At 53.6% G+C, this 21,975-nt stretch carries 24 protein-coding genes and 2 pseudogenes; 13 read left to right on the top strand and 13 right to left on the bottom strand.

Going from position 1 to position 21,975, the window contains the following annotated elements:
• Positions 1–20 precede the first annotated feature (20 nt).
• Entirely contained in the window at positions 21–1,022 is a 1,002-nt protein-coding gene (ltaE, locus tag ACXKZG_RS14935; RefSeq protein ID WP_346598257.1) for a low-specificity L-threonine aldolase, read from the top strand.
• A 54-nt stretch (positions 1,023–1,076) separates the two neighbouring features.
• On the opposite strand, the gene ACXKZG_RS14940 is transcribed toward ltaE, so the two are convergent.
• Positions 1,077–1,904: an N-acetylmuramoyl-L-alanine amidase gene (locus tag ACXKZG_RS14940; protein ID WP_488875087.1), complete on the bottom strand. Its 828-nt coding sequence runs from the start codon at positions 1,902–1,904 to the stop codon at positions 1,077–1,079.
• Positions 1,905–2,011: 107 nt separating this feature from the next.
• On the opposite strand from ACXKZG_RS14940, the gene ACXKZG_RS14945 reads away from it, so the two are divergent.
• The 6 genes from ACXKZG_RS14945 (at position 2,012) to ACXKZG_RS14970 (ending at position 6,489) form a co-directional block, all read left to right on the top strand.
• A complete protein-coding gene (locus ACXKZG_RS14945) occupies positions 2,012–2,554 on the top strand; it encodes a lipoprotein (protein ID WP_488875088.1) in 543 nt (180 codons plus the stop codon).
• 205 nt (positions 2,555–2,759) lie between these two features.
• On the top strand, positions 2,760–3,488 hold the full coding sequence (gene artP, locus ACXKZG_RS14950) for an arginine ABC transporter ATP-binding protein ArtP (RefSeq protein WP_488875089.1): 729 nt from the start codon (positions 2,760–2,762) through the stop codon (positions 3,486–3,488).
• 14 nt (positions 3,489–3,502) lie between these two features.
• Positions 3,503–4,234: an arginine ABC transporter substrate-binding protein gene (gene artJ / locus ACXKZG_RS14955; protein ID WP_488876274.1), complete on the top strand. Its 732-nt coding sequence runs from the start codon at positions 3,503–3,505 to the stop codon at positions 4,232–4,234.
• 7 nt (positions 4,235–4,241) lie between these two features.
• Positions 4,242–4,958 carry an arginine ABC transporter permease ArtQ gene (gene artQ, locus ACXKZG_RS14960; protein ID WP_053145816.1) on the top strand — a complete coding sequence of 239 codons (717 nt, stop codon included), beginning with the start codon at positions 4,242–4,244 and terminating at the stop codon, positions 4,956–4,958.
• Entirely contained in the window at positions 4,958–5,626 is a 669-nt protein-coding gene (artM, locus tag ACXKZG_RS14965) for an arginine ABC transporter permease ArtM (RefSeq protein WP_346566020.1), read from the top strand. Before artQ ends, artM begins: the two co-directional genes overlap by 1 nt.
• A 125-nt stretch (positions 5,627–5,751) precedes the next feature.
• Positions 5,752–6,489 (top strand): transporter substrate-binding domain-containing protein, encoded by a 738-nt coding sequence (locus ACXKZG_RS14970; protein ID WP_488875090.1) that lies wholly within the window; start codon positions 5,752–5,754, stop codon positions 6,487–6,489.
• Between the two features lie 61 nt (positions 6,490–6,550).
• Here the strand turns inward: ACXKZG_RS14970 and ACXKZG_RS14975 are convergent, their stop codons facing one another.
• Positions 6,551–7,030 carry a YbjO family protein gene (locus ACXKZG_RS14975; RefSeq protein ID WP_488875091.1) on the bottom strand — a complete coding sequence of 160 codons (480 nt, stop codon included), beginning with the start codon at positions 7,028–7,030 and terminating at the stop codon, positions 6,551–6,553.
• A 247-nt stretch (positions 7,031–7,277) separates the two neighbouring features.
• Complete coding sequence (locus tag ACXKZG_RS14980; RefSeq protein WP_346566018.1) at positions 7,278–7,475, bottom strand: hypothetical protein; 198 nt, start codon at positions 7,473–7,475, stop codon at positions 7,278–7,280.
• Here ACXKZG_RS14980 and ACXKZG_RS14985 point away from each other — a divergent pair.
• From ACXKZG_RS14985 to ACXKZG_RS14995, 3 genes and pseudogenes are all read left to right on the top strand, one after another.
• Positions 7,428–7,732 (top strand): annotated as a pseudogene (locus ACXKZG_RS14985) (hypothetical protein); the annotation flags it as partial. The gene ACXKZG_RS14980 and the pseudogene ACXKZG_RS14985 overlap by 48 nt on opposite strands.
• Positions 7,718–7,962, top strand: a pseudogene (locus ACXKZG_RS14990) (hypothetical protein). The pseudogenes ACXKZG_RS14985 and ACXKZG_RS14990, both read left to right, overlap by 15 nt.
• Before the next feature lie 24 nt (positions 7,963–7,986).
• Complete coding sequence (locus ACXKZG_RS14995; RefSeq protein WP_488875092.1) at positions 7,987–9,090, top strand: M20 peptidase aminoacylase family protein; 1,104 nt, start codon at positions 7,987–7,989, stop codon at positions 9,088–9,090.
• A 79-nt stretch (positions 9,091–9,169) separates the two neighbouring features.
• Here ACXKZG_RS14995 and potI read toward each other — a convergent pair whose 3' ends face one another.
• From potI to ACXKZG_RS15035, 8 genes are all read right to left on the bottom strand, one after another.
• Positions 9,170–10,012, bottom strand: coding sequence for a putrescine ABC transporter permease PotI (potI, locus tag ACXKZG_RS15000; RefSeq protein WP_013201493.1), 843 nt, complete (start codon positions 10,010–10,012; stop codon positions 9,170–9,172).
• Complete coding sequence (gene potH, locus ACXKZG_RS15005; RefSeq protein ID WP_013201492.1) at positions 10,009–10,971, bottom strand: putrescine ABC transporter permease PotH; 963 nt, start codon at positions 10,969–10,971, stop codon at positions 10,009–10,011. Before potH ends, potI begins: the two co-directional genes overlap by 4 nt.
• A gap of 10 nt (positions 10,972–10,981) precedes the next feature.
• Complete coding sequence (potG, locus tag ACXKZG_RS15010; RefSeq protein WP_134824873.1) at positions 10,982–12,115, bottom strand: putrescine ABC transporter ATP-binding subunit PotG; 1,134 nt, start codon at positions 12,113–12,115, stop codon at positions 10,982–10,984.
• A gap of 121 nt (positions 12,116–12,236) precedes the next feature.
• The gene (gene potF / locus ACXKZG_RS15015; protein ID WP_134823803.1) at positions 12,237–13,346 is read right to left on the bottom strand and encodes a spermidine/putrescine ABC transporter substrate-binding protein PotF; all 1,110 of its coding nucleotides are present in this window, start codon (positions 13,344–13,346) and stop codon (positions 12,237–12,239) included.
• Positions 13,347–13,775: 429 nt separating this feature from the next.
• On the bottom strand, positions 13,776–14,255 hold the full coding sequence (locus tag ACXKZG_RS15020) for a YbjN domain-containing protein (protein ID WP_013201489.1): 480 nt from the start codon (positions 14,253–14,255) through the stop codon (positions 13,776–13,778).
• Between the two features lie 86 nt (positions 14,256–14,341).
• Complete coding sequence (rimK, locus tag ACXKZG_RS15025; RefSeq protein WP_488875093.1) at positions 14,342–15,244, bottom strand: 30S ribosomal protein S6--L-glutamate ligase; 903 nt, start codon at positions 15,242–15,244, stop codon at positions 14,342–14,344.
• A 17-nt stretch (positions 15,245–15,261) separates the two neighbouring features.
• Positions 15,262–15,984, bottom strand: a complete 723-nt coding sequence (gene nfsA, locus ACXKZG_RS15030; protein WP_488875094.1) for an oxygen-insensitive NADPH nitroreductase — start codon at positions 15,982–15,984, stop codon at positions 15,262–15,264.
• Positions 15,968–16,249 carry a DUF1418 family protein gene (locus tag ACXKZG_RS15035; protein WP_346566012.1) on the bottom strand — a complete coding sequence of 94 codons (282 nt, stop codon included), beginning with the start codon at positions 16,247–16,249 and terminating at the stop codon, positions 15,968–15,970. Before ACXKZG_RS15035 ends, nfsA begins: the two co-directional genes overlap by 17 nt.
• A gap of 200 nt (positions 16,250–16,449) precedes the next feature.
• On the opposite strand from ACXKZG_RS15035, the gene ACXKZG_RS15040 reads away from it, so the two are divergent.
• A complete protein-coding gene (locus ACXKZG_RS15040) occupies positions 16,450–16,713 on the top strand; it encodes a GrxA family glutaredoxin (RefSeq protein ID WP_013201485.1) in 264 nt (87 codons plus the stop codon).
• A 125-nt stretch (positions 16,714–16,838) separates the two neighbouring features.
• Here ACXKZG_RS15040 and ybjM read toward each other — a convergent pair whose 3' ends face one another.
• Entirely contained in the window at positions 16,839–17,219 is a 381-nt protein-coding gene (ybjM, locus tag ACXKZG_RS15045) for an inner membrane protein YbjM (RefSeq protein WP_488875095.1), read from the bottom strand.
• A gap of 860 nt (positions 17,220–18,079) precedes the next feature.
• Here ybjM and ybjG point away from each other — a divergent pair.
• Together ybjG and ACXKZG_RS15055 are read left to right on the top strand one after the other, a co-directional pair.
• Positions 18,080–18,685, top strand: coding sequence for an undecaprenyl-diphosphate phosphatase (ybjG, locus tag ACXKZG_RS15050; RefSeq protein WP_488875096.1), 606 nt, complete (start codon positions 18,080–18,082; stop codon positions 18,683–18,685).
• A 492-nt stretch (positions 18,686–19,177) separates the two neighbouring features.
• Complete coding sequence (locus ACXKZG_RS15055; RefSeq protein ID WP_013201482.1) at positions 19,178–20,461, top strand: HAAAP family serine/threonine permease; 1,284 nt, start codon at positions 19,178–19,180, stop codon at positions 20,459–20,461.
• Positions 20,462–20,515: 54 nt separating this feature from the next.
• Here ACXKZG_RS15055 and ACXKZG_RS15060 read toward each other — a convergent pair whose 3' ends face one another.
• Positions 20,516–21,718: a serine hydrolase gene (locus tag ACXKZG_RS15060; RefSeq protein ID WP_013201481.1), complete on the bottom strand. Its 1,203-nt coding sequence runs from the start codon at positions 21,716–21,718 to the stop codon at positions 20,516–20,518.
• Positions 21,719–21,975: the final 257 nt, after the last annotated feature.

A 21,975-nucleotide genomic window follows, 5' to 3' on the forward strand; every position in this document is an offset into this window, starting at 1 on the left:
TTCATTAGAGGAGCTCAGGTGTGATTGATTTACGCAGTGATACGGTAACCCGCCCCAGCCAGGCGATGCTTTCCGCGATGATGGCCGCAGAAACCGGGGATGATGTTTACGGCGATGACCCAACGGTCAATGCACTTGAAGCCAGGGCCGCGCAGTTAACCGGCAAAGAAGCCGCCCTGTTTTTACCCACGGGCACCCAGGCTAACCTAATCGCGCTGCTGTGCCATTGTCAGCGTGGAGAGGAGTACATTGTCGGCCAGCTGGCGCATAACTATAAGTACGAGGCTGGCGGCGCCGCGGTGTTAGGCAGCATTCAGCCACAACCGATTCTGGCGGCCGCTGACGGCACGCTTCCGCTGGATGTCGTGGCGCAGTTTATCAAGCCTGATGATTTCCACTTCGCGATGACCAAACTGCTCAGCCTTGAGAACACCCATAACGGTAAAGTCCTGCCGATTGCCTATCTGAAAGACGCCTGGGAATTCACCCGTCAGCACAAGCTGGCGCTGCATATCGACGGTGCGCGTATATTCAACGCCAGCGTGGCACTCGGGGTCGAGCTGGAAGCCCTGACGCGCTACTGCGATACGCTGACCATCTGTCTGTCAAAAGGGCTCGGCACCCCGGTAGGTTCACTGCTGTGTGGCAGCGCCGAATACATTCAGCGCGCCCGCCGCTGGCGTAAAATGACCGGCGGCGCGATGCGTCAGTCGGGCATTCTGGCGGCTGCAGGCCTGTATGCCCTTGAACATAACGTCGCCCGTCTGCAAGACGACCATGATAATGCCGCCTGGCTGGCGGAGCAGTTAAAAGCGATTGGCGTGGATGTGTCCCGTCAGGACACCAATATGGTGTTTGTAAGGTTGCCAGACGCGCAGATTGAACCGTTGAAAGCGTGGATGAAGCAGCAGAATATCCTGATCAGCACCGGTGCGGTCACGCGTCTGGTAACCCATCTGGATATTGACCGCCACGCGCTGGAAACGCTGGTGGCGCAGTGGAAGGCGTTCCTCGCCGCGTAACCCTGCTCAGCCCACTCCCACCATGGGAGATGGGCTTTTTACTTTTCCGTCACCCTAACCTTCGCCGTACTTTTCCAGCAACGCTCTCACCGTCGCTTCCGTTTCCGCATCCGGCAGCCCTAAATAATTTGCGGGGCGGAAATGCATCTGGAAAGCCGCGATCACCTTACGCTGTTCGTCTGCCGTCATCTCCGGACTGGCCTGATAACCATAAAGCGAAAGCAACGTCAGCAAATGGGCGTGATCGACCGGTTGCTCCGGCGGCCTGCCTGCCAGATAAAAACTGACCCGTCCGGCATCTGGCCAGGCGCCAATCCCCTGCTCTGCCAGCCATTGCCAGGGGAATAGTGGGCCAGGATCCTGCTTACGCTGCGGGGCGATATCGCTGTGCCCAACGACATCCTGCGGCAGGATGTTGTAACGCTGTACGATATCTCTGGCCAGCGGGGCCAGCGCCGCAATCTGTGACGGCGCAAACGGGTACCAGATTTGGCCAGCAGACGTTCGCCTGTAGCCCTGATTCTCCAGCTCGATGCCGATCGAGGTATCATTTAATCGGGAGGCTCCCCGCCAGAAGCTGGGGCCCGCATGCCAGGCAAGCTGTGATTCCGGTACCAGACGAAACACCACCGGCTGATGTGATTTCTCCACCGGTTTCGCCGGAATCAGGTAGTGTGCGCTTACGTCACGATCGGTGAGCGTAGCCAGCGAGCTGGGGAAATCTTCCGCGGTGTAGTGGATCACCAGCACCTTAATACGGGGACGGGCGCCATACGCGGGATGGCGGGTATCAACGGTGTAGCCGGAATGCGACTCGAAGCCTGATGAACCACAGGCGCTCAGCAGCAGCGAAAAAACTGCCAATATCAACAGACGCATCATTGAATGCTCTCCTTTTGTTGTTCTTTCCCAGTGTAGCCCTTCTGGTTAAGCAGAGCGGCTATACTCTATGCTAAAAACCGTCATCCAGAAACAATAAGGAAATCAAGATGAAATACCAAGCGATTGCTGCACTGGCTCCAATGGCGCTGCTTCTCAGTGCCTGTACCACGGTACAACCCGCGTATAAGGACATTGGTAAGCGTATGGGGCCCTGCGTCGATGGCGGCCCGGATTCAGTCGCGCAGCAGTTCTATGATCTGCGCCTGAAAGAGCCGACTCAGGGAATGCCGACGGCGCAACAGCTGGCCAAATACCGCCCTTATCTCAGCGATAAACTGTATGCCACCTTGCTGAAAGCCAACAGCGACACCACTCGCGCGCCTGAGTTAAATCAGGGTGATATCTTCTCAAGTTTATCGGTTGGCCCAACCTCAGCCAGCGTGGCGGATGCATCGACCATTCCGAATACCGATGCACGCAACATTCCGCTGCGCGTGACGCTCACTCGGGATGGCAGCAAGCCGGTAGAGTGGCAGGATGAAGTGCTGATGGTGCGCGAAGGCACCTGCTGGGCAGTTGACGACGTGCGCTACAACAGCCCGAACCCGCATCTTCAGGGCGGCTCGCTCAGCCAGTTGCTGCTGAAGTAGTGTCTCCCAGTGTCGTGCCATCGCCCGATGGCACGATCGCTCTCGCAGTTCTTGCATCTTCCCGGGCAAATCCGCTTAAAGCACGCGATCTTGTGCTAGCCTTTTAGTTTACAGCAGGCATAAAGGTATTTTCACGCACGATGATTGCATAAGTATGCCGTCAACGTTAAGATTCGCAGCATCAATTGCTATTCACTTTTTGCGCATGAGTATTCAACTAAACGGTATTAACTGCTTTTATGGTGCCCATCAGGCACTGTTCGACATTCAACTGGCGTGCCCTGAGGGCGAAACGCTGGTTCTGCTGGGTCCAAGCGGTGCCGGTAAGAGCTCTCTGCTGCGCGTTCTCAATTTGCTTGAGATGCCGCGTTCCGGCACGTTGAGCATTGCGGGACATCAAATCGACTTCAGTAAAACCCCGTCAGACGCGGCCATCCGCGAGCTGCGTCAAAACGTGGGTATGGTCTTCCAGCAATATAATCTCTGGCCGCACCTGACGGTGATGCAGAACCTGATCGAAGCGCCCTGCCGCGTGCTGGGGCTGAGCAAAGATCAGGCCCATGCCCGCGCCGGAAAACTACTGGATCGCCTGCGCCTGACCACATTCGCCGACCGCTATCCTTTGCACCTTTCCGGCGGCCAACAGCAACGCGTGGCGATAGCCAGAGCGTTAATGATGGAGCCGGCAGTGTTGCTGTTCGATGAGCCCACCGCCGCGCTTGATCCGGAAATTACGGCCCAGATCGTGTCGATCATTAAGGAACTGGCGCAGACCAACATCACCCAGGTCATCGTAACGCACGAAGTGGAAGTGGCGCGTAAAACCGCCAGCCGCGTGGTGTACATGGAGAACGGTTACGTGGTCGAACAGGGTGATGCCAGCCGCTTTACACAGCCGCAAACCGACGCGTTTGCCAATTATCTATCGCACTAATGCAGGGTATAATGATGAAAAAAGTCGTACTTGCCGCACTGTTAGCGGGTTTAAGCCTGAGCGCGAGCGCCGCGCAGACCATTCGTTTTGCTACCGAAGCCTCTTATCCTCCGTTTGAATTTGTCGATTCCGATAACAAAATTCAGGGCTTTGATGTCGATTTGGCTAACGCACTGTGCCGTGAAATGAACGCAACCTGTACCTTCACTAACCAGGCGTTCGACAGCCTGATCCCAAGCCTGAAATTCCGTCGTTTTGACGCGGTAATGGCCGGCATGGACATCACGCCTGAACGTGAGAAACAGGTTCTGTTCTCCAAAGCTTACTATGACAACTCTGCCCTGTTTATTGCCCAGAAAGGCAAAGTGGCTTCTGTTGATGCGTTGAAAGGCAAACGTGTTGGCGTACAGAACGGCACCACGCATCAGAAATACCTGACCGAAAAAATGACCGGCGTGAATGCCGTTCCTTACGACAGCTATCAGAATGCGATCCTGGACCTGAAAAATGGCCGTATCAATGCGGTATTCGGTGACACCGCGGTGGTGAACGAATGGCTGAAGCAGAACGCAAACCTGGCACCAGTGGGCGAGAAAGTGACTGATAAGGCTTACTTCGGCACCGGTTTGGGCATCGCGGTTCGTCAGGGTAACGCCGAGTTGCAGGGCCAGTTCAACACCGCACTGGACAAAGTGAAGGCTGACGGCACCTACAAAACCATCTACAGCAAATGGTTCCAGCAGTAATTTCTGAATGAATGAACTCACTCCTTTAGCAAGCGCCGCCGGCATGACCGTCGGCCTTGCCGTTTCTGCACTGGTCGTTGGGCTGATTCTGGCGATGATTTTCGCCGCCTGGGAATCGGCCCGCTGGCGTCCGGTCGCCTGGCTGGGAACCGGTCTGGTCACGCTATTCCGTGGCCTGCCGGAGATCCTGGTGGTGCTGTTCGTCTATTTTGGCGCCTCGCAACTGCTGCTGACCCTGTCCGATGGTTTCACCGTCAATCTGGGGCTGTTCAGCTTCCCGGTGCAGGTGAATATTCAGAACTTCGACGTCAGCCCGTTTCTTTGCGGGGTGATCGCCCTGTCGATCCTCTATTCCTCCTATGCTTCTCAGACCCTTCGCGGCGCGCTGAAAGCGGTCCCTGTGGGGCAGTGGGAATCGGGACAGGCGCTAGGCATGAAAACCCCGGCCATTTTCTTCCGCCTGATCCTGCCGCAGATGTGGCGTCATGCCCTGCCAGGCTTGGGTAATCAGTGGCTGGTGCTGCTGAAAGACACGGCGCTGGTCTCGCTGATCAGCGTGAACGATATTATGTTGCAAACCAAAAGCATCGCGGCCCGCACGCAGGAGCCGTTTACCTGGTATCTGATGGCCGCGGCCATCTATCTGGTGATCACCTTATTGAGCCAGCAGGTGCTGAAGCGTATTGATGCCCGTGCGACCCGTTTTGAGCAAGGGAATACCTGATGTTGAGCTATTTACCCGAACTGCTGAAAGGGCTGCATACCAGTCTGACGCTGACCGTGGCATCGCTGATCCTCGCGCTGGTGTTTGCGCTGATCTTCACGGTGATTTTATCGCTGAAAGTGCCGGTATTGCGGCTGGTAGTCCGGGGCTATATCACCCTGTTTACCGGGACACCGCTGCTGGTGCAAATCTTCCTGATCTATTATGGGCCAGGACAGTTTCCGTCGATTCAGGCCATTCCCTGGCTATGGCATTTACTCTCGCAGCCCTGGCTCTGCGCGCTGCTGGCATTGTCGCTAAACAGCGCCGCCTACACCACGCAGCTTTTCTATGGCGCGATGCGGGCGATCCCTGCCGGTCAGTGGGAATCCTGTGCCGCACTGGGTATGAACCGCAAAGAAACGCTGCGCATCCTGCTGCCCTATGCCTTTAAGCGCGCCCTCTCCTCTTACTCCAATGAGGTGGTGCTGGTGTTCAAAAGTACCTCGCTGGCCTACACCATCACGCTGATGGAGGTGATGGGGCACGGTCAATTGCTGTATGGCCGCACTTATGACGTCTCGGTGTTTGCGGCAGCGGGCCTGATTTACCTGTGCGTAAACGGCTTGCTCACCTTAATGATGCGGATGATTGAACGTCGCGCGCTGGCCTTTGAACGCAGAAACTGATCGATGCCGGTGCAGGTCACCGGTATCCGTCAGAAACAGCCCTTCTTTAGCGGTTAATCCGCGGATAGCCCAGGCATCACCCACGGCATAATGGTCAGGTAAAGTGACCGCAAGGACGGTACGTGATGCTTAAGTTTGTTTTTACCCTACTACTGACCTCGATATGTGCCTGTGCTCAGGCAGCGGAACCGCTGCGTTTTGCTTCTAACGCTAACAATCCTCCCTTTGAGTTTCTCACTGCTGAAAATCAGTTGGTCGGATTCGATATCGATCTGGCGAAAGCTCTGTGCGACCGGATGCAAAAACAGTGCATTTTTACCAATAACACCTTCGAACGCCTGCTGCCGTCATTAAAGTTCCGCCGTTATGATGCGATCATTTCCGGTCTGGATATCACCGATGAGCGTAAGAAAACGGTCGAGTTTACCCAGCCTTATTTTATGAATTCGGGGACGCTGGTCGCCAGGGCAGGTTTGTACAGCAATATTGAACAGCTGAAAGGTAAGCGTATCGGTATCGGTGCCGAAACCACTCAGCAGGCCTATTTAATGACGGCCTGGCCTGAGATCATTACCGTCACCTACGACAATTATCAGAATGCCTTACTGGATATTCGTAACGGCAGGCTGGATGGCATTTTTGGCGACACGTTGGCGGTGAAGGAATTACTGAAAACCAATCCACATCTGGCCAAAGTCGGCGATCCAATCACCGATAGCCGCTTTTTTGGTTCAGGATTGGGGATTGCCGTGCGCAAAGGCAACACCGAACTGCGTGACAGCCTGAATCAAGCCCTGCAAAGCCTGAAAGACGATGGCACGCTGGAAAAGCTTCGCCAACGCTGGTTTGGCGCAGCGGCTTAGCTTAAAAAAGGTTTATTGCTCCCTCAGCCAACAGGAGGTCGGCGTCTGTCGTGCCGCCTGTTCAGTGCTGCCTAAAAAATCGCCGGCTGCTTTCAGGCATAAACAGCAGCAGGATAATCAGCAGATCGGGCAACTTCTGCGAGATCAGCAGATGAATAATTTGCAGGTTGTTCTCGCCACTGACGCTGAATAGTTCAGGATAGATCCAGCCCATCGACGCGCAAAACATATAGATCAACACGGTGATTTGAGAAATCACAAAGCCCCAGCGCCCCCAGTTTTTCCCCCGCATCATCGCAACCGCGCAACGCAGCTCAAAAAAGAAGATCAGCTGGCTGGCGATAAAAATCAACGTCGAGTTCCACGCCTGAGCACTGCGATAAACAAAGCTGATGACTTCTGCCAGACCTAAGTCATGCACCTGCAAGGCCACGCCGAGTACGCGCGTAGCGATTGCTGCAATGCCCGCCACCAGCACCGCCACAGGAATTGAAGACGGTGATTTCAGGACTGCTTTACCCTCTCTGAACACCTCTGACATGACACTCTCCTGACCAACCTGTTGCTCCGCCCCAAAACAGTGCACGTGCGCGATAGTGGGGGTCCACCGACCTGATGCCTGATTTTACGATAAATAAGGCTAGATAAATATTGAAGGTCGGCATTACGCGATGTTTTTTTATTACGCCTTCATACGCAACGATGGCGGTAATAAGGGTTTATCGGCAGTTATTTTGTTTAATTCAGCCATACTGGCACGAACTCTGCAATTCATCCTTACCTGAAAGTTAACAGGTTATTTTTAGCGCAATTACCGAAAGAGTGCCACTCAGGGCCCCTTTTTTGCTGCGTTTTCTGCATTTTTCTATTTTTGGGAGGAGAAACGTTGATGAAGGAAGAGATAACGTGCTCGCCAGCCAGAACACCATCGGCATTGGGGTCTGCTGGAAATATTCACCCATTACGGTGCCATCCGCGCTGCGCATAAATTACTCACGCCGTTATTAAAACCTGTTTTAGGTTTGCGGGTCGATCCGGCCTTGCGCTAATTACCGATTTGCAAAGTACCGATGCAGGCGCAGCATTAACCAAAGAACTGTATGACGAGAAGCAAATCAGCAAAAAGGACGGGGTTATTATGGCGGCCTGGCAGTATTCCGGTGCGGGATTAATCAATAACTATTTTGCCATTGGCTCAGCACTATTTGTTTCTCTGTCGATTCCGGTATTGATCCCGCGGATCGCCATTCAAAATTTATTGCCGAATGTGGTGATGGCGTATGTGATTGCGGAGATGCTAAATTTACCCGGGATTATGGGCTTTATTGGTAAGGTGTTTGCACCGCACAGTGACAATACATGGGCCGTCTGCTGGGTGTGTCCGACGTGCCGAAGAAGTACTGGCCACTGCCGTTGGTGACCAGCATCCTGAATGCGGTCATCTCGATGTTGGTCATGCGAGTGGTTGCCTGATAACTGATAAATGGAGTGCTTAACGTGTTAAAAGTTTTAGAACATTACGCTTATCTGCATGAGATCCCGGAACTGGGATTCCAGGAATTTAAAACCTCGGCCTATATCAGCCAGCAGCTTAAAGCAGCAGGTTATGCGGTGCAGGACAACTTTAATGGCACCACGGGTATCGTCGCCGTGCTGGACAGCGGCGTGCCGGGCCCTACCCTCGCTCTGCGGGCAGACATGGATGCACTGGGCCATATCATTAATGGCGAAGCCTGCGCACGTCATACCTGTGGTCATGACGGCCACTCCTCGGTCGTGCTGACCGCGGCGCAGGAGTTGATTGCTGAAGGCGCGGTGAAAAAAGGCCGCCTGAAGCTGATCTTCCAGCCTGCAGAAGAGTTAGGCACCGGTGCGCTGGCGATGATTGCCGGCGGCGCCATCGACGATGTCGACATGATTCTGGGCTTCCACCTGCGTCCGGCAGAAGAGTGCGCAGTCGGCACAGCCATCCCGGCGGTCTATTATTCCGCCTGTGTCACCATTGAAGCGACCATCCGCGGCCAGACGGCACACGGCGCGCGTCCTCACCTTGGCATCAATGCGCTGGATGCCGGTGCCGCCGCGGTACAGGCCGTTAATGGCGTGCATATGGCACCCGGTAAGAGCTGGAGTGCAAAAGCCACCCGCTTCCTGTGCGATGCCGGCGTGACCAACTCTATTCCCGATGAAGCCCGCGTGGTATTCGATCTTCGCGCAGCGGAAAACGAAGATATGGAAGTGTTGCAGGCGCGGGTAGAAAAAGCCGTTCAGCACAGCGTCGCCGCTTATGGCGCAACCGCGCATATCGCCGTACTGAAATCGATGCCAGCGGCAGAGATTGATGATGAGATGACCGCGCTGATTTCGGCGTCAATCAAAGAGGTGCTGGGTGAAGAGGCGTTGATGCCGGTCCGTTCCACGCCGGGTAGCGAAGACTTCTTCCACTATGCGGTGCAGCGCCCTGAGGTCAAGTCCGGTTTCTGGGGATTAGGGACGGGATTAGTGCCGGGCCTGCATCATCCCGATATGCATTTCGACCTGAACTCGCTGCCTGTCGGCATCAAGGTGTTTAAAGCCTGCGTGAAGAAGGTCCTCGGATAGCCTCGCTCTGACAGTTTGCCGCCACCCAAATACGACAGTGGGTGGCGGCAAAAATCGCCTAACACAGCGCTAACGCGTCTTAACCGCCTCGCGCCTTCTGAATATCACGCAGCCGCTGCTTCTCTTCGTGCGCCATAAAGCGCCAGGCGATAAAGCCCACAATGCCAACTACAAACAGGATTAACGACGCCAGCGCGTTGATTTCCGGGTTCACGCCACGGCGAACCGTTGCAAAGATCTGCATCGGCAAGGTGGTGGCACCTGGCCCGGTGACAAAGCTGGAAATTACCAGGTCATCCAGCGACAGCGTAAAGGCCAGCAGCCAGCCGGTGACAATCGCCGGGGCGATCATCGGAACGGTAATCACAAAGAACACCTTCAACGGTGTGGCACCCAAATCCATCGCCGCTTCTTCAATGGAGCGGTCAAGCTCGCGCAGACGCGAGTTGATGACCACCGCCACATACGCGGTGCAGAAGGTGACGTGCGCCAGCCAGATGGTCAGCATGCCGCGGTCGGCAGGCCAGCCAAAGGTATTGGCCATCGCCACAAACAGCAGCAGTAACGACAGGCCGGTGATCACATCGGGCATCACCAACGGCGCGGTCAGCATAAACGCAAATCCGGTTGAGCCTTTAAAGCGACCAAACCGCACGATAATCACCGCCGCAATGGTGCCCAGGACCGACGCCGCCGTTGCCGCCAGCGCGGCAATGCTCAGGCTCAGGGTCACCGCGCTGATCATCGCATCATCATGGAACAACACGTTATACCAGTGCAGGGAGAAACTCTCCCATGCCGCCAGTTGCGAGGAGTTAAACGAATAGATCACCAGCAACGCCATCGGCGCATACAGGAAGAAGAAGCACACCACGAGGATCGCCGTGCGCCATGGAGAACGAATGGTGGGTAAGGTAGTCATTTCGTTTCCCCCAGCTCTTTATTCTGATGCTTATGGAACCAGATAATCGGCAGGATCAAAATCAGCAGAATAATCACCGCCAGTGCCGACGCTACCGGCCAGTCACGGTTATTAAAGAACTCCTGCCAGAGCACGCGACCGATCATAATACTGTCAGGGCCGCCCAACAGTTCCGGGATCACGTACTCACCCACCGCAGGGATAAACACCAGCATGGAACCGGCGATAATGCCGCCTTTGGTCAACGGCACAATCACGCTGAAAAAGGTTTTCATCGGACGCGCGCCAAGGTCCAGCGACGCTTCCACCAGCGAATAATCGATACGCGTTAACGCGGTATAAATCGGCAACACCATAAACGGCAAATAGCAGTACACGATGCCGATATAGACCGCCAGATTGGTATACAGAATGGCGATCGGATGATCGGTAATGCCGGTCCACATCAGAAAGCGGTTCAGAATACCGTTGTCATTCAGAATGCCCATCCAGGCATACACCCGCACCAGGAACGAGGTCCAGGAAGGCAGGATCACCAGTAACAGTAGAATGTTACGCGTTGACGGCGAACTGTGCGCCACTGCCCACGCCAGCGGGTAGCCAATCAGCAGACAAACCACCGTCGAGATCGCGGCGACCTGCAACGAGTGCAGATACGCATCCACGTACAGCGGATCGTCTGTCAGCGTGATGTAGTTGCCCAGATTCATCACCATGGTCAGCTGACCATCGGCCCAGGTCACTAAATCGGTATACGGTGGGATCGCGCGCGCAATATCAGCAAAGCTGATTTTCAGCACGATCAAAAATGGCAGCAGGAACAGCAGGATCAGCCACAAATAAGGCAGCGCAATAACCAGCTTGCGGCCCTGTTTCATCTGCAACCGACCGAGAAGCGCGCTAAAAGCACCCTGCTGTCGGGTTGGTGGCTCGGTCGTTCTCGAAGAATTCTCGCTCATCACTCCCCCACTACACCGTCAGAACCACACAACTGTCCGCTTCCCAACAGAGACGCACTTCGTCTCCCCAGGTTGGCGCACCCTTGCGGAAGCGATGGGCATTCTGTAACTGGGCACTGATCATCTGACCGCTGCGCAGGCGCACATGGTAAATCGACAGATCGCCCAGATAGGCAATGTGCACCACTTCACCGACCGCGAAGTTGCAACCGTCCGCCGGAACCTCTTCACACAGCATGACTTTCTCAGGACGCAGCGCGACGTGTACCGGCACGCCGTCCACCACGGAAGCATCAGAATCGACCTTCAGCGGATGGATCAGCCCTGGGCTTTCAATCACCAGACCATCGGCCTGACGCTCACGTAAAATCCCTTCGAACAGGTTTACCGATCCGATAAATTCCGCGCTGTAGCGGGTGGTCGGATGCTCATAAATCTCTTCCGGCTCGCCGATCTGCACGAATTTGCCACGGTTCATGATCGCAATACGGCCGGCCATGGTCATCGCTTCTTCCTGGTCGTGGGTCACCATCACGCAGGTTGCGCCGACGCGCTCCAGAATATCGACCACTTCATGCTGCATACGGTCACGCAGCTTCTTATCCAGCGCGCCCATTGGCTCATCCAGCAGTAGCAGCTTAGGACGTTTAGCCAGGCTGCGGGCCAACGCCACACGCTGGCGCTGTCCTCCAGAAAGTTGATGCGGTTTGCGTTTAGCAAACTCCTGCATATGCACCAGCGTCAGCATTTCTGCCACGCGGCTGGTGATCTCGTCTTTTGCCAGCCGGTCCTGCTTCAGGCCGAAGGCGATATTCTGCTCCACCGTCATGTGTGGGAACAGCGCGTAAGACTGGAACATCATATTAATTGGGCGCTGGTAAGGCGGCACGTGGGAGAGATCCTGGCCATCCAGCATAATCTGCCCGGAGGTTGGCGGCTCGAATCCTGCCAGCATACGCAGCAGTGTCGATTTGCCGCAGCCTGAGGCGCCAAGCAGTGCAAAAATCTCACCTTTGTAGATGGTCAGGTTGACATCATCAACCGCATGTTGACCGTCGAAAGACTTGGTCAGATTGCGGATTTCAAGCAGGGGCGTTAAGGCCTTGGCTGCTTTTTGTTGCGGACGGGCGATCGCGTCGTTCACTACCATTACTCTCCGGCGGCTTGAGAGAATACGGCGTCTCAGCCGTATAAAAGACAAAACAGAGGCCAGTCACTGCGCCTCTGTTGCACGATCAAAAGTGAGTCAAATCCACTAATGTCTGTTACTTACCACTTTTAACTTTAGTCCATGCGCGCGTACGCACACGGTCAAGTTTCGGATCCTGTACTTTCAGCACGAACAGTTTCGCCATGGTTTCTGGCGTTGGGAAGATGCCAGGGTTGTTGCGGATATCTTCATTGATCAGCGGCACGGATGCTTTGTTGCCGTTGGCATAGAACATCTTGTTAGAGACGTCAGCAATGACCTTCGGCTCCATCAGATAGTTGAGGAACTGGTAAGCTTCATCGACGTTTTTGGCATCTTTAGGGATCGCCAGCATATCGAAGAACGCCAGCGCACCTTCTTTAGGAATGCTGTACGCCAGGTGAACGCCGTTTTTCGCTTCAATCGCGCGGTTTTTCGCCTGCAGAACGTCACCCGCCCAGCCAATCGCCACGCAGGTGTTGCCATTTGCCAGGTCGTTAATGTACTGAGAAGAGTGGAAATAACGGATGCTCGGACGCAGCTTCAGCAGCAGGTCGGTGGCCGCACCAGAGTAATCTTTAGGATCGGTGCTGTTCGGATCTTTGCCGAGGTAGTTCAGCACGGTGGCGAAGATCTCTTCCGGTGCATCGAGGAACGACACGCCGCAGCTTTTCAGTTTTTCCAGGTTTTCCGGTTTCAGCACCAGATCCCAGCTGTCGACCGGGGCATCTTTGCCCAGCGCCGCTTTAACTTTATCGACGTTATAGCCGATACCGGTGGTCGCCCACAGGTAAGGGATGGCGTATTTGTTGCCCGGATCGTGCTGATCCAGCTTTTTCAAAATGTCCGGATCGAGGTTTTTGTAATTAGGCAGTTTGCTCTTATCCAGAGGCTGGAAGACGCCGGACTGCAGCTGACGCGCCAGGAAGCTGGAAGACGGCACCACCACGTCATAACCGGTGCTACCGGCCATCAGCTTGCCTTCGAGCACTTCGTTGGAGTCAAACACGTCATAGACCACTTTGATACCGGTTTGTTTTTCAAAGTTCGGTACGGTATCCGGGGAAATATAGTCTGACCAGTTATAGACATGCAGCGTCTTATCAGCAGCACCTGCGCCAGCGGAAGCCGCCATCAACACGCCAGCAACCACACCTGACAACCATTTCTTACGTTGGTTGAACATGTTTTCCATTCTCCTGAACAGGGATAATTACAAACAGAGGCACAGGCTCAGCCGGCCAGAACATGGCCCTATAATGAATGACTATTCATGGTGCTGTTAAATAGAAAAAACCTATACCTGAAGCGACGTTGCATGCGAAATGCAGCCTGGCAAGAATAGCCCCCCTGCTGCCCTCAGGCCAGCCCTCCGCGTAAAAAACGCCTTTTATCGATTTTTAATGCATGTTTCCTCTATGTGATACGCCAAAGGTGGCATAAACGGCGACAGATATCTGGCATTTTAGGCTATAAAGCAGAATAAAAAATGGTTGTTCAGGCGAATCAACTGGGGAAAATAGCAACAGTTAAAGGAGAGTGAATAAATAAACGGCAGGCAAAGCGGAGGACGGGTTAATCAGCGATCAACCCGACAGAGAAGAGAGGATGGAATTTAGTGCAGGATCGAATGGGAAGAGACGATTTCGGTACGGTCGTCTTCCTCGCCCGGGATCAACAGTTGGTTGGCAAACGCTTCCAGAACCACCATCGAGATTTGCTCTTCACTCTGCTTCATAAAGTGCGCAAATTGCCCGTAGGTGATGCCCGCAGCGACCGTCAATGACTGGCAAACGATCAGCTTAGGCAAGTTGTCATCCTGAATATCCAGGAAGGCCTTAATGGTCAGCGAGCTGGCGTTGATCTGCGAAAGATCGCCAACCAGCGGGATCAGCGCAGTGGGTTTAACCTCAGCCAGCGCTGAAAACAGAATGACGTTGTCGACCAAATCGAGCTTGGCATCAAACACCCCGTCGAAATTTTGCATATGCGGCAGGTGAAGCGCCTGACAAGAGTCGCACTCAAACCAGGTGATGCTTTGCTGATCCAGCCAACGTCGTATCACGTCAATATCTGGAACGACGAGTGAATCCATGTGCTTTCTCTCTTACCGCCTTAAAATTGCGGCCTAGCTTACGGAAAAACGCCGTTAAACACCACGATTGTGACAGAAATATGCGCTTATCCGCCGGTTTTCAGACAGAAGCCGGGGCGCGCCTGTTGCTCAATCCAGCCAATCATCATTGCGGCAATATCCAAACCGGTTGTCTTTTCAATTCCTTCCAGCCCGGGAGAGGCGTTCACTTCCATCACCAGCGGCCCACGTTTCGCCCGCAGAATATCCACGCCCGCCACGTCCAGTCCAAGCGTGGCCGCCGCGTTAATCGCCATTTCGCGCTCGAGTCCGGTAATTTCGATGCTGCGTGCGGTACCGCCGCGATGAAGGTTAGAACGGAAATCCCCTTCTTTCGCTGACCGCTCAATGGCCGCCACTACTTCACCGCCAATCACCAGGCAGCGAATATCCCGACCTTCAGCTTCTTTAATGAATTCCTGCACCAGAATATGCGCATTCAGTCCACGGAAAGCATCGATAACGCTTTCGGCTGCCTGACGCGTTTCCGCCAGCACCACACCAATTCCCTGAGTGCCCTCCACCAGCTTCACCACCAGCGGTGCGCCACCAACCATTTTAATCAAATCGCTGGTGTCATCAGGCGAGTGGGCAAAGCCGGTAACCGGCATATCAATGCCCTGTCGCGCCAGTAACTGCAGCGACCGCAGCTTGTCCCGCGCGCGGGTGATGGCCACAGACTCATTCAACGGATAGCTGCCACAGACTTCAAACTGGCGTAGCACCGCCGTGCCATAAAAGGTGATCGCCGAACCAATGCGTGGGATCACCGCATCAAAATGGGCCAGCTGCTTGCCACGGTAATGAATGGCCGATGAACCGGGATTGATGTTCATATAACAGGAGAGCGGATCGATCACTTCGACGCTGTGGCCACGCTTTCGCGCGGCCTCAAGCAGACGTTTGCACGAGTAAAGCGAGCCATCTCGCGAAAGAATCGCTATTTTCACAGCTGCCTCCAGGGAACTTAACGCGTTGCCCAACCCTGCTTATGCAGGTAGTCCAGCATAAACGGACGGCTCTCTTTAACGATGGTTTTCTGGATGTGGTCACTCCAGCTTTCGCGGCGCGGATTGCTCTCGCGGGAAAGATAATATTCTTCCTGCTCGCCATCGTAGGCCGCAAGCACCTGCGCATCAATCGGCTGGTAATGGTTCTCGTGCACCAGCATCGCCAACGGCATACGCGGTTTCAGCTGTGGCGTCTGCGCGGGCGTGCCAAGGCAAAGACCAAACAGCGGCAGCACAAATTTCGGCAGGCCCAGGAGTTCGGTCACTTCCGCGATGCTGTTACGGATACCGCCAATAAAGACGCCACCCAGGCCGAGGGATTCCGCGGCGAGCATCGCATTTTGTCCCATCAATGCTGTGTCTACGCTGCCTAACAGCAGCTGTTCCGCCAGGCCTAACTGGGCTTCAGGGCAAATCTGCAGCAGGCGATTAAAATCGGCGCAAAACACCCAGAACTCCGCAGCCGTTCCGACATATTTTTGACCGCCGGTCAGGCCAACCAGTTTTTCACGCAGCGCCTTATCGGTAATGCGGATAATGGATGAACACTGCAAAAAGCTTGAGCTTGAGGCTGACTGAGCCGCCGACAGGATGGCCTCGCGTTGCTGGTCAGACATCGGCTGGTCGGTAAACGATCGAATCGATCGGTGCGAGCGCTGTAGCTCAATGGTCGGGGTCATGCTTCTCTCCTGGTTTTACATCATCACGCTTAGCGTTAAAAAGTTCCGGCGCCATCGCTTTAGCCGTGCGCCACATCATCATCAGCGCCGCGGGTAGCATCATCGCAATCCCGACGAAAATCATCACGGTGGCGGCCAGCGGGCCGGAAAAAGGTGCCGGTAAGGGTAGCATCCGGTGCAGCGTGAAGTAAGAGAGCACCAGCAAAATACCCCCCAGCCCTTCCAGCAGTAAAATGGATTTGGGTAGCTGACTAAAAGCACGCATGGCGTATCTCCTCTGTAGGGGGTGCTCTATCCTTTATCAGGTTATTAAAGCCTATCCCGCAGCGTTGTGCATAGCCTGTACGAATCAGATCAACAGGTAATTCCTTCTTCCCTTCCCTGCGTGAAGCGGGCATCATATTCGGCATTAACTGATGAAGTGTGATGTACATCACATAAATTTTGACCTTTGAGGAGAAACCTATGTTTGCAGTGATTTTTGGACGCCCTGGCTGCCCTTACTGTGTCCGTGCGAAAGAGCTGGCTGAAAAGCTGACCGCCGAGCGCGAAGACTTCTCCTTTAGCTATGTGGACATCCACGCCGAAGGGATCACCAAAGCGGACCTGGAAAAAACCGTCGGCAAGCCAGTCGAAACTGTGCCGCAGATTTTCCTCGACGAGAAACACATTGGTGGTTGCACTGATTTCGAAGCTTACGCGAAAGAGAATCTGGGCCTGTTCCAGTAAGATTTCTCCGCTGGCTGTTTCATCAGCCTGCTGAAGGCGTAAAAAAGGTCGATATTTATCGACCTTTTTTATTGCCTGCAGTTTGTCACTTTAGCCTGCTCTTGCCACAGGCCGCGCGTTGGCTGTCAGTGCCTCGTATGATCTTCATCGCCCAGCAACGTGCGGGACAGCATCACCAACAGCGCACCGGATCCACACCAGAAAATCGCACTGGTGATAAAGGCCAGTTCCTGTAACACCGGGCTGGCTGCCGCCAGCGAAAAATGCAGAATAAGCAAGAAAACAGGCGTGGCCAGCAGGGCTCCCGCCAGCGCCACCGTCAGCGGCGCTTCTTTCGAGGTTAAGGCGGCAATTGCCCCAGGCAAGGCAAACATCAGCAGGCCCAGGCGGGGTTTTTCCTGAATAATGCTGTCGACACTCATTTCATATCTCACGGCGACAAAAACGAGGCAGTAAAGGACAAAACAAGCAATGACGCCTGTCCAGGACATCCCTTTAAATACCATAGGATCTTCTCCCGGCTATGTAATTCAGTTAACGAGTAAAAAACTACCGTAACTTACGTCGCGGCGATGACTGGCTGAAAAAGTGATACGAAAGTGTCAAAAACAGTTTTTGATTGCTGGCTGTTATTCAGGGTATCCCGGAATATTACCGCTACTCTGCTGGCAGCGACGCAATATAAGATAAATCCCGATTAACTTCAACAGGTTACTGGTAAACAGGACGTTACATGAGGCAGTAAAAGGTCGCAAAGTTGTTAAATCGAAATGACATGGTGTTTATGAGTGGTGCAGACTTAAGCCTAACCTGCGGTTTTATTGAGAAATTTCTTAAGCGCCAAATTCCCCTAATTTCCGGTTACCCCTTCTTCCTTATGCGAAAAAAAATATTTCTGTGCAGATCAGAACTTTTGCATTTTGCCGCAGTCCTAATTAGTGCCACTGCTTTTCTTTGAAATCCCCTAAATTGTGGAGCCCGTTAATCATATGATTGGCGGGTTTTTTTCTTTCTACTTCAGAGTAATCTTAGTTATTCCGCATGATGATCCCTTTTTTAACCCCCCCAAATCTTTGCTCTCCCTTTCTCGGGCTGACAGTAAACTGTCATCAATTCTTAACAAAAGCACAACCAGACTGTCAAATAGGAGAGAGTCTATTTATCTTCCTGTGCGGTGCTTTTATCTTATCTGACTGATCCTGCAGGCCACTTGCCTTCGATGTCACGCAGGACAGCGTACTGGCATCGCCGTTAGGCGCCGCTGCCGAACGCCTTTTACCCCTTTGATCAACTGGCTGACAGGTTTGGCTGGAGAGATGGACTTTAGGTGTGTCTTACACCTTTTTAAAACGAGGAATAAATAACGATGGAAGCGCTGAACCGCATGCTTTTTCTGTGGATAAACGCGACGCCGGCCTCACCGGACTGGCTGATTTCCGTGGCAACGTTTATCGCGCGCGACCTGATTGCCATTGTGCCTGTGTTGATAGTCGCCATGTGGCTGTGGGGACCAGAGCGCGAAGTGGGTTCACAGCGTAAGCTGGTGTTGAAAACGGGCATAGCGCTGGGTTATGCGCTGACTATCTCCTGGTGCGTCGGCAATTTATTCCCCCATGCGCGACCTTTTGTGGTGGGTCTGGGTCATCAGTTCCTGCCGCATGCGCCAGATGACTCTTACCCAAGTGACCACGGCACCGCCATTTTCACCTTCGCCATTGCCTTCTTCTGCTGGCATCGTCGCTGGTCAGGTGCCGTGTTATTGCTGATGGGTGCCGCCATTGCCTGGTCCCGTATTTACCTTGGCGTACACTGGCCAATGGATATGCTGGGAGGATTGCTGGTCGGTGCGCTCTCCTGTTTGTTTGCACAGGTTGCCTGGCTTTTTTGTGGCCGCCGCCTGTTACAGAATATCTCGACGATATATCGACTGCTGTTCGCCTTCCCCATTCGTAAAGGCTGGGTACGCAATTAGCCGTTGCCGATAAGTGCATATTCGCTGCATGGTTAAAGAAGCGGCAGTTTTATTGCGCAACGCGATCTCATATTCGGTGAATTTAGCTCTCGTGTTGCGCAAGCCAGGATATTGGTTAACTTTTTCTCCCGCCTTAAAATCTATTACATTGATTTACATCATATTTAATGTTGGTAAATCGTTAAAAAACGATCGACTGAACATTGTTTAACCAACTCAAATCAGCAAAATCCCAGTCTAAAAAACCACAGCAGCAATATAAAACCAGCGTATTTGCCCACCTTAAAAATCTCCTCCAGCATTTATCACTAATAATATTATTGGTATTGTGATTCAGATCGCCAGAAATTCGTTTTCGCCCCCTTCCTTCTTCCATTTCAGATGGTAGAGTGTCGGCCTTTCAGGCAGAGCCTTAAATTAAATTGCGCTGGTTCGCCGCCGTTTTCACTGTATAGCGCACTTTACTTTACTGTTTTCAAACTGGAGATCATCATGGATTCATCCAAAACGGCTTCACTTCCTCTCGCCAGCGCCGAAGAGGCAGCCAGCTGGCGCAAAAGCGACACCATGTGGATGTTGGGCCTGTACGGCACGGCGATTGGTGCCGGTGTGTTGTTTTTACCGATAAACGCCGGTATCGGCGGGTTGATCCCGCTGCTGATTATGGCGCTTCTGGCGTTCCCGATGACCTTCTTCGCCCATCGCGGTTTGTGTCGCTTTGTGCTGTCCGGACGTGAAGTGGGTGAAGACATCACCGGTGTGGTTGAAGAGCATTTCGGTCAGGGCGCCGGTAAATTGCTCACCCTGCTCTACTTCTTCGCGATCTACCCGATTCTGCTGGTCTACAGCGTGGCGATCACCAATACGGTTGAGAGCTTTATGACCCACCAGCTGCATATGCAGGCGCCGCCAAGGGCGCTGCTGGCCTTAATCCTGATTGTCGGTCTGATGTCGATTGTGCGTTTTGGCAAAGAGATGATCGTCAAAACCATGAGCGTGCTGGTTTATCCGTTTGTGATTGTGCTGATGGCACTGGCGCTGTTTTTGATTCCTCACTGGAACAGCTCCGTTTTCCAGCACGTCAGCTTAGCGGGCAGCGGCAGCAGCTTGTGGATGACATTGTGGTTAGCGATACCGGTGATGGTGTTCTCCTTTAACCATTCGCCGATCATCTCCGCGTTTGCGGTGGCCAAACGTCAGGAATATGGCGAGGAAGCCGAGAAGAAGTGCTCACGCATTCTGGCCCGCAGCCATCTGATGATGGTGGTAACGGTGATGTTCTTCGTATTCAGCTGCGTACTCAGCCTGTCTCCGGAGAATCTTGCCGAAGCCAAAGCGCAGAACATCTCGATCCTCTCCTATCTGGCGAACCACTTTGATACGCCGCTGATGGCCTGGCTGGCACCGATCATCGCCATGGTCGCCATTACCAAATCCTTCCTCGGTCACTATCTTGGTGCGCGTGAAGGCTTCAACGGCCTGATGGTTAAATCTCTCGGTGAGAAAGCGAAAAAGCTGCCGGAAGCGAAGCTGAACCGCATCACCGCCATCTTTATGCTGATCACCACCTGGCTGGTCGCTACTCTGAATCCAAGCATTCTGGGAATGATTGAAACCCTGGGTGGCCCGGTGATTGCCGTGCTGCTGTTCCTGATGCCGATGTATGCCATCAATAAAGTGCCGGCAATGCGTCAGTACAGCGGCAAAATCAGCAATATCTTTGTGGTGCTGGTGGGATTAATCGCGATTTCCGCTATCGCATACGATCTGGTCTGACAGAGATAAAAAAAGGGGCGAATCTCTTCGCCCCTTTCATGTTCTTACCGCCCGTCAGGCAAACCATTTGCCGAACCAGCCGGTCATTTTCATCATCACGAAATCCCAGATGCGGCTAATAAATCCCCCCTCGTTCACATCTTCCATTACCACCAGCGGTCGCTGTTCAATCGTTTTGCCGTCAAGCTGGAAATCGATATTGCCCACCACCTGATTTTTCTTCAACGGCGCGGTTAGCTGAGGCTGTGAGAGGGTAAAGCTGGCTTTAAGGTTCTTAAGCTGCCCTTTCGGCACGGTCACCGAGGCATCGCTGGCGACGCCAAGATTGACCTCTTTCTTTTCGCCATACCAAACCCGCTGGGTGGAAAACGGCTTGTCGGCTTTGATTGGCGTGACCGTATCATAGAAGCGGAATCCCCAGGTCAGCAGCTTTTCACTCTCGCGGAAACGCGTGGCATCGGTCGGGGAGCCTAACACCACTGAAATCAGGCGCTGGTCGCCACTGACCGCCGAAGCCACCAGATTATTTCCCGCGCCCGCGGTATGGCCGGTCTTGATGCCATCAACCTGCAGGTTGCTGCTCCACAACAGGCGGTTGCGGTTCTGCTGATGGATGCGGTTAAAGGTGAACTCTTTCTCTTTGTGCAGCGCATATTCTTGCGGAACGTCGCGGATTAACGCCTGGCCAATCAGCGCCATATCTCTGGCCGTGCTGTATTGCCCGTCAGAATCCAGCCCGTGCACGGTTTTGAAGTGGGTATTTTTCAGTCCGAGCGCCTGCACATAGTTATTCATCAGGCTGACAAAGGAGTCCTGACTGCCCGCAACATAATCGGCCAGTGCAATACTGGCGTCATTGCCAGACTGGATAATAATTCCCTTGTTCAGTTCTGAAACGGGAATGCGATCGCCCGGCTTCAGAAACATCAGCGAGGAACCTTGCAGAATGGGGTTACCCGTCGCCCAGGCATCCTTGCCGACGGTCACCATATCGTCGTTGGTAATTTTGCCGGCTTTGATGGCCTGCCCTACCACGTAACTGGCCATCATTTTTGTCAGGCTGGCAGGGTCAAGACGGTCATCTGCATGGGATTCCGCCAGCACTTTACCGCTGTTGTAATCCATCAGGATCCAGGCTTTAGCATCGATTTGTGGCGCTGCGGGCGCCTCTTCTGCACGGGTTGAGAAGGTGAACAGCAACAGTGAAGTGGTGGCAGTCAGTGTCAAAGCACCGGCGGAAAGGCGTGATTTCTTCATGACGAGACCCAAGTATCCATTTGAAAGACAAGTGTTTTGCAGCGCGGCGGCGGAAACCCTGACACGCTAACGGTTTCTGGCCTTAAAAAGAACAGCATTACTGTAAAGTTATTCAGAGTTTATTAGATAAATCTGGGATATGCCGTTTCGTTGCGCTTTTTTTCGCCGTTTGCGGCGAACAGCACCAGGTGAAATTCCGATTTTTCGCAGAACAGTTAAGTCAGTCACATTTTTCCGCTAACCTGAATAAAGTTTGC

The organism is Erwinia sp. 2186 (assembly GCF_057812255.1).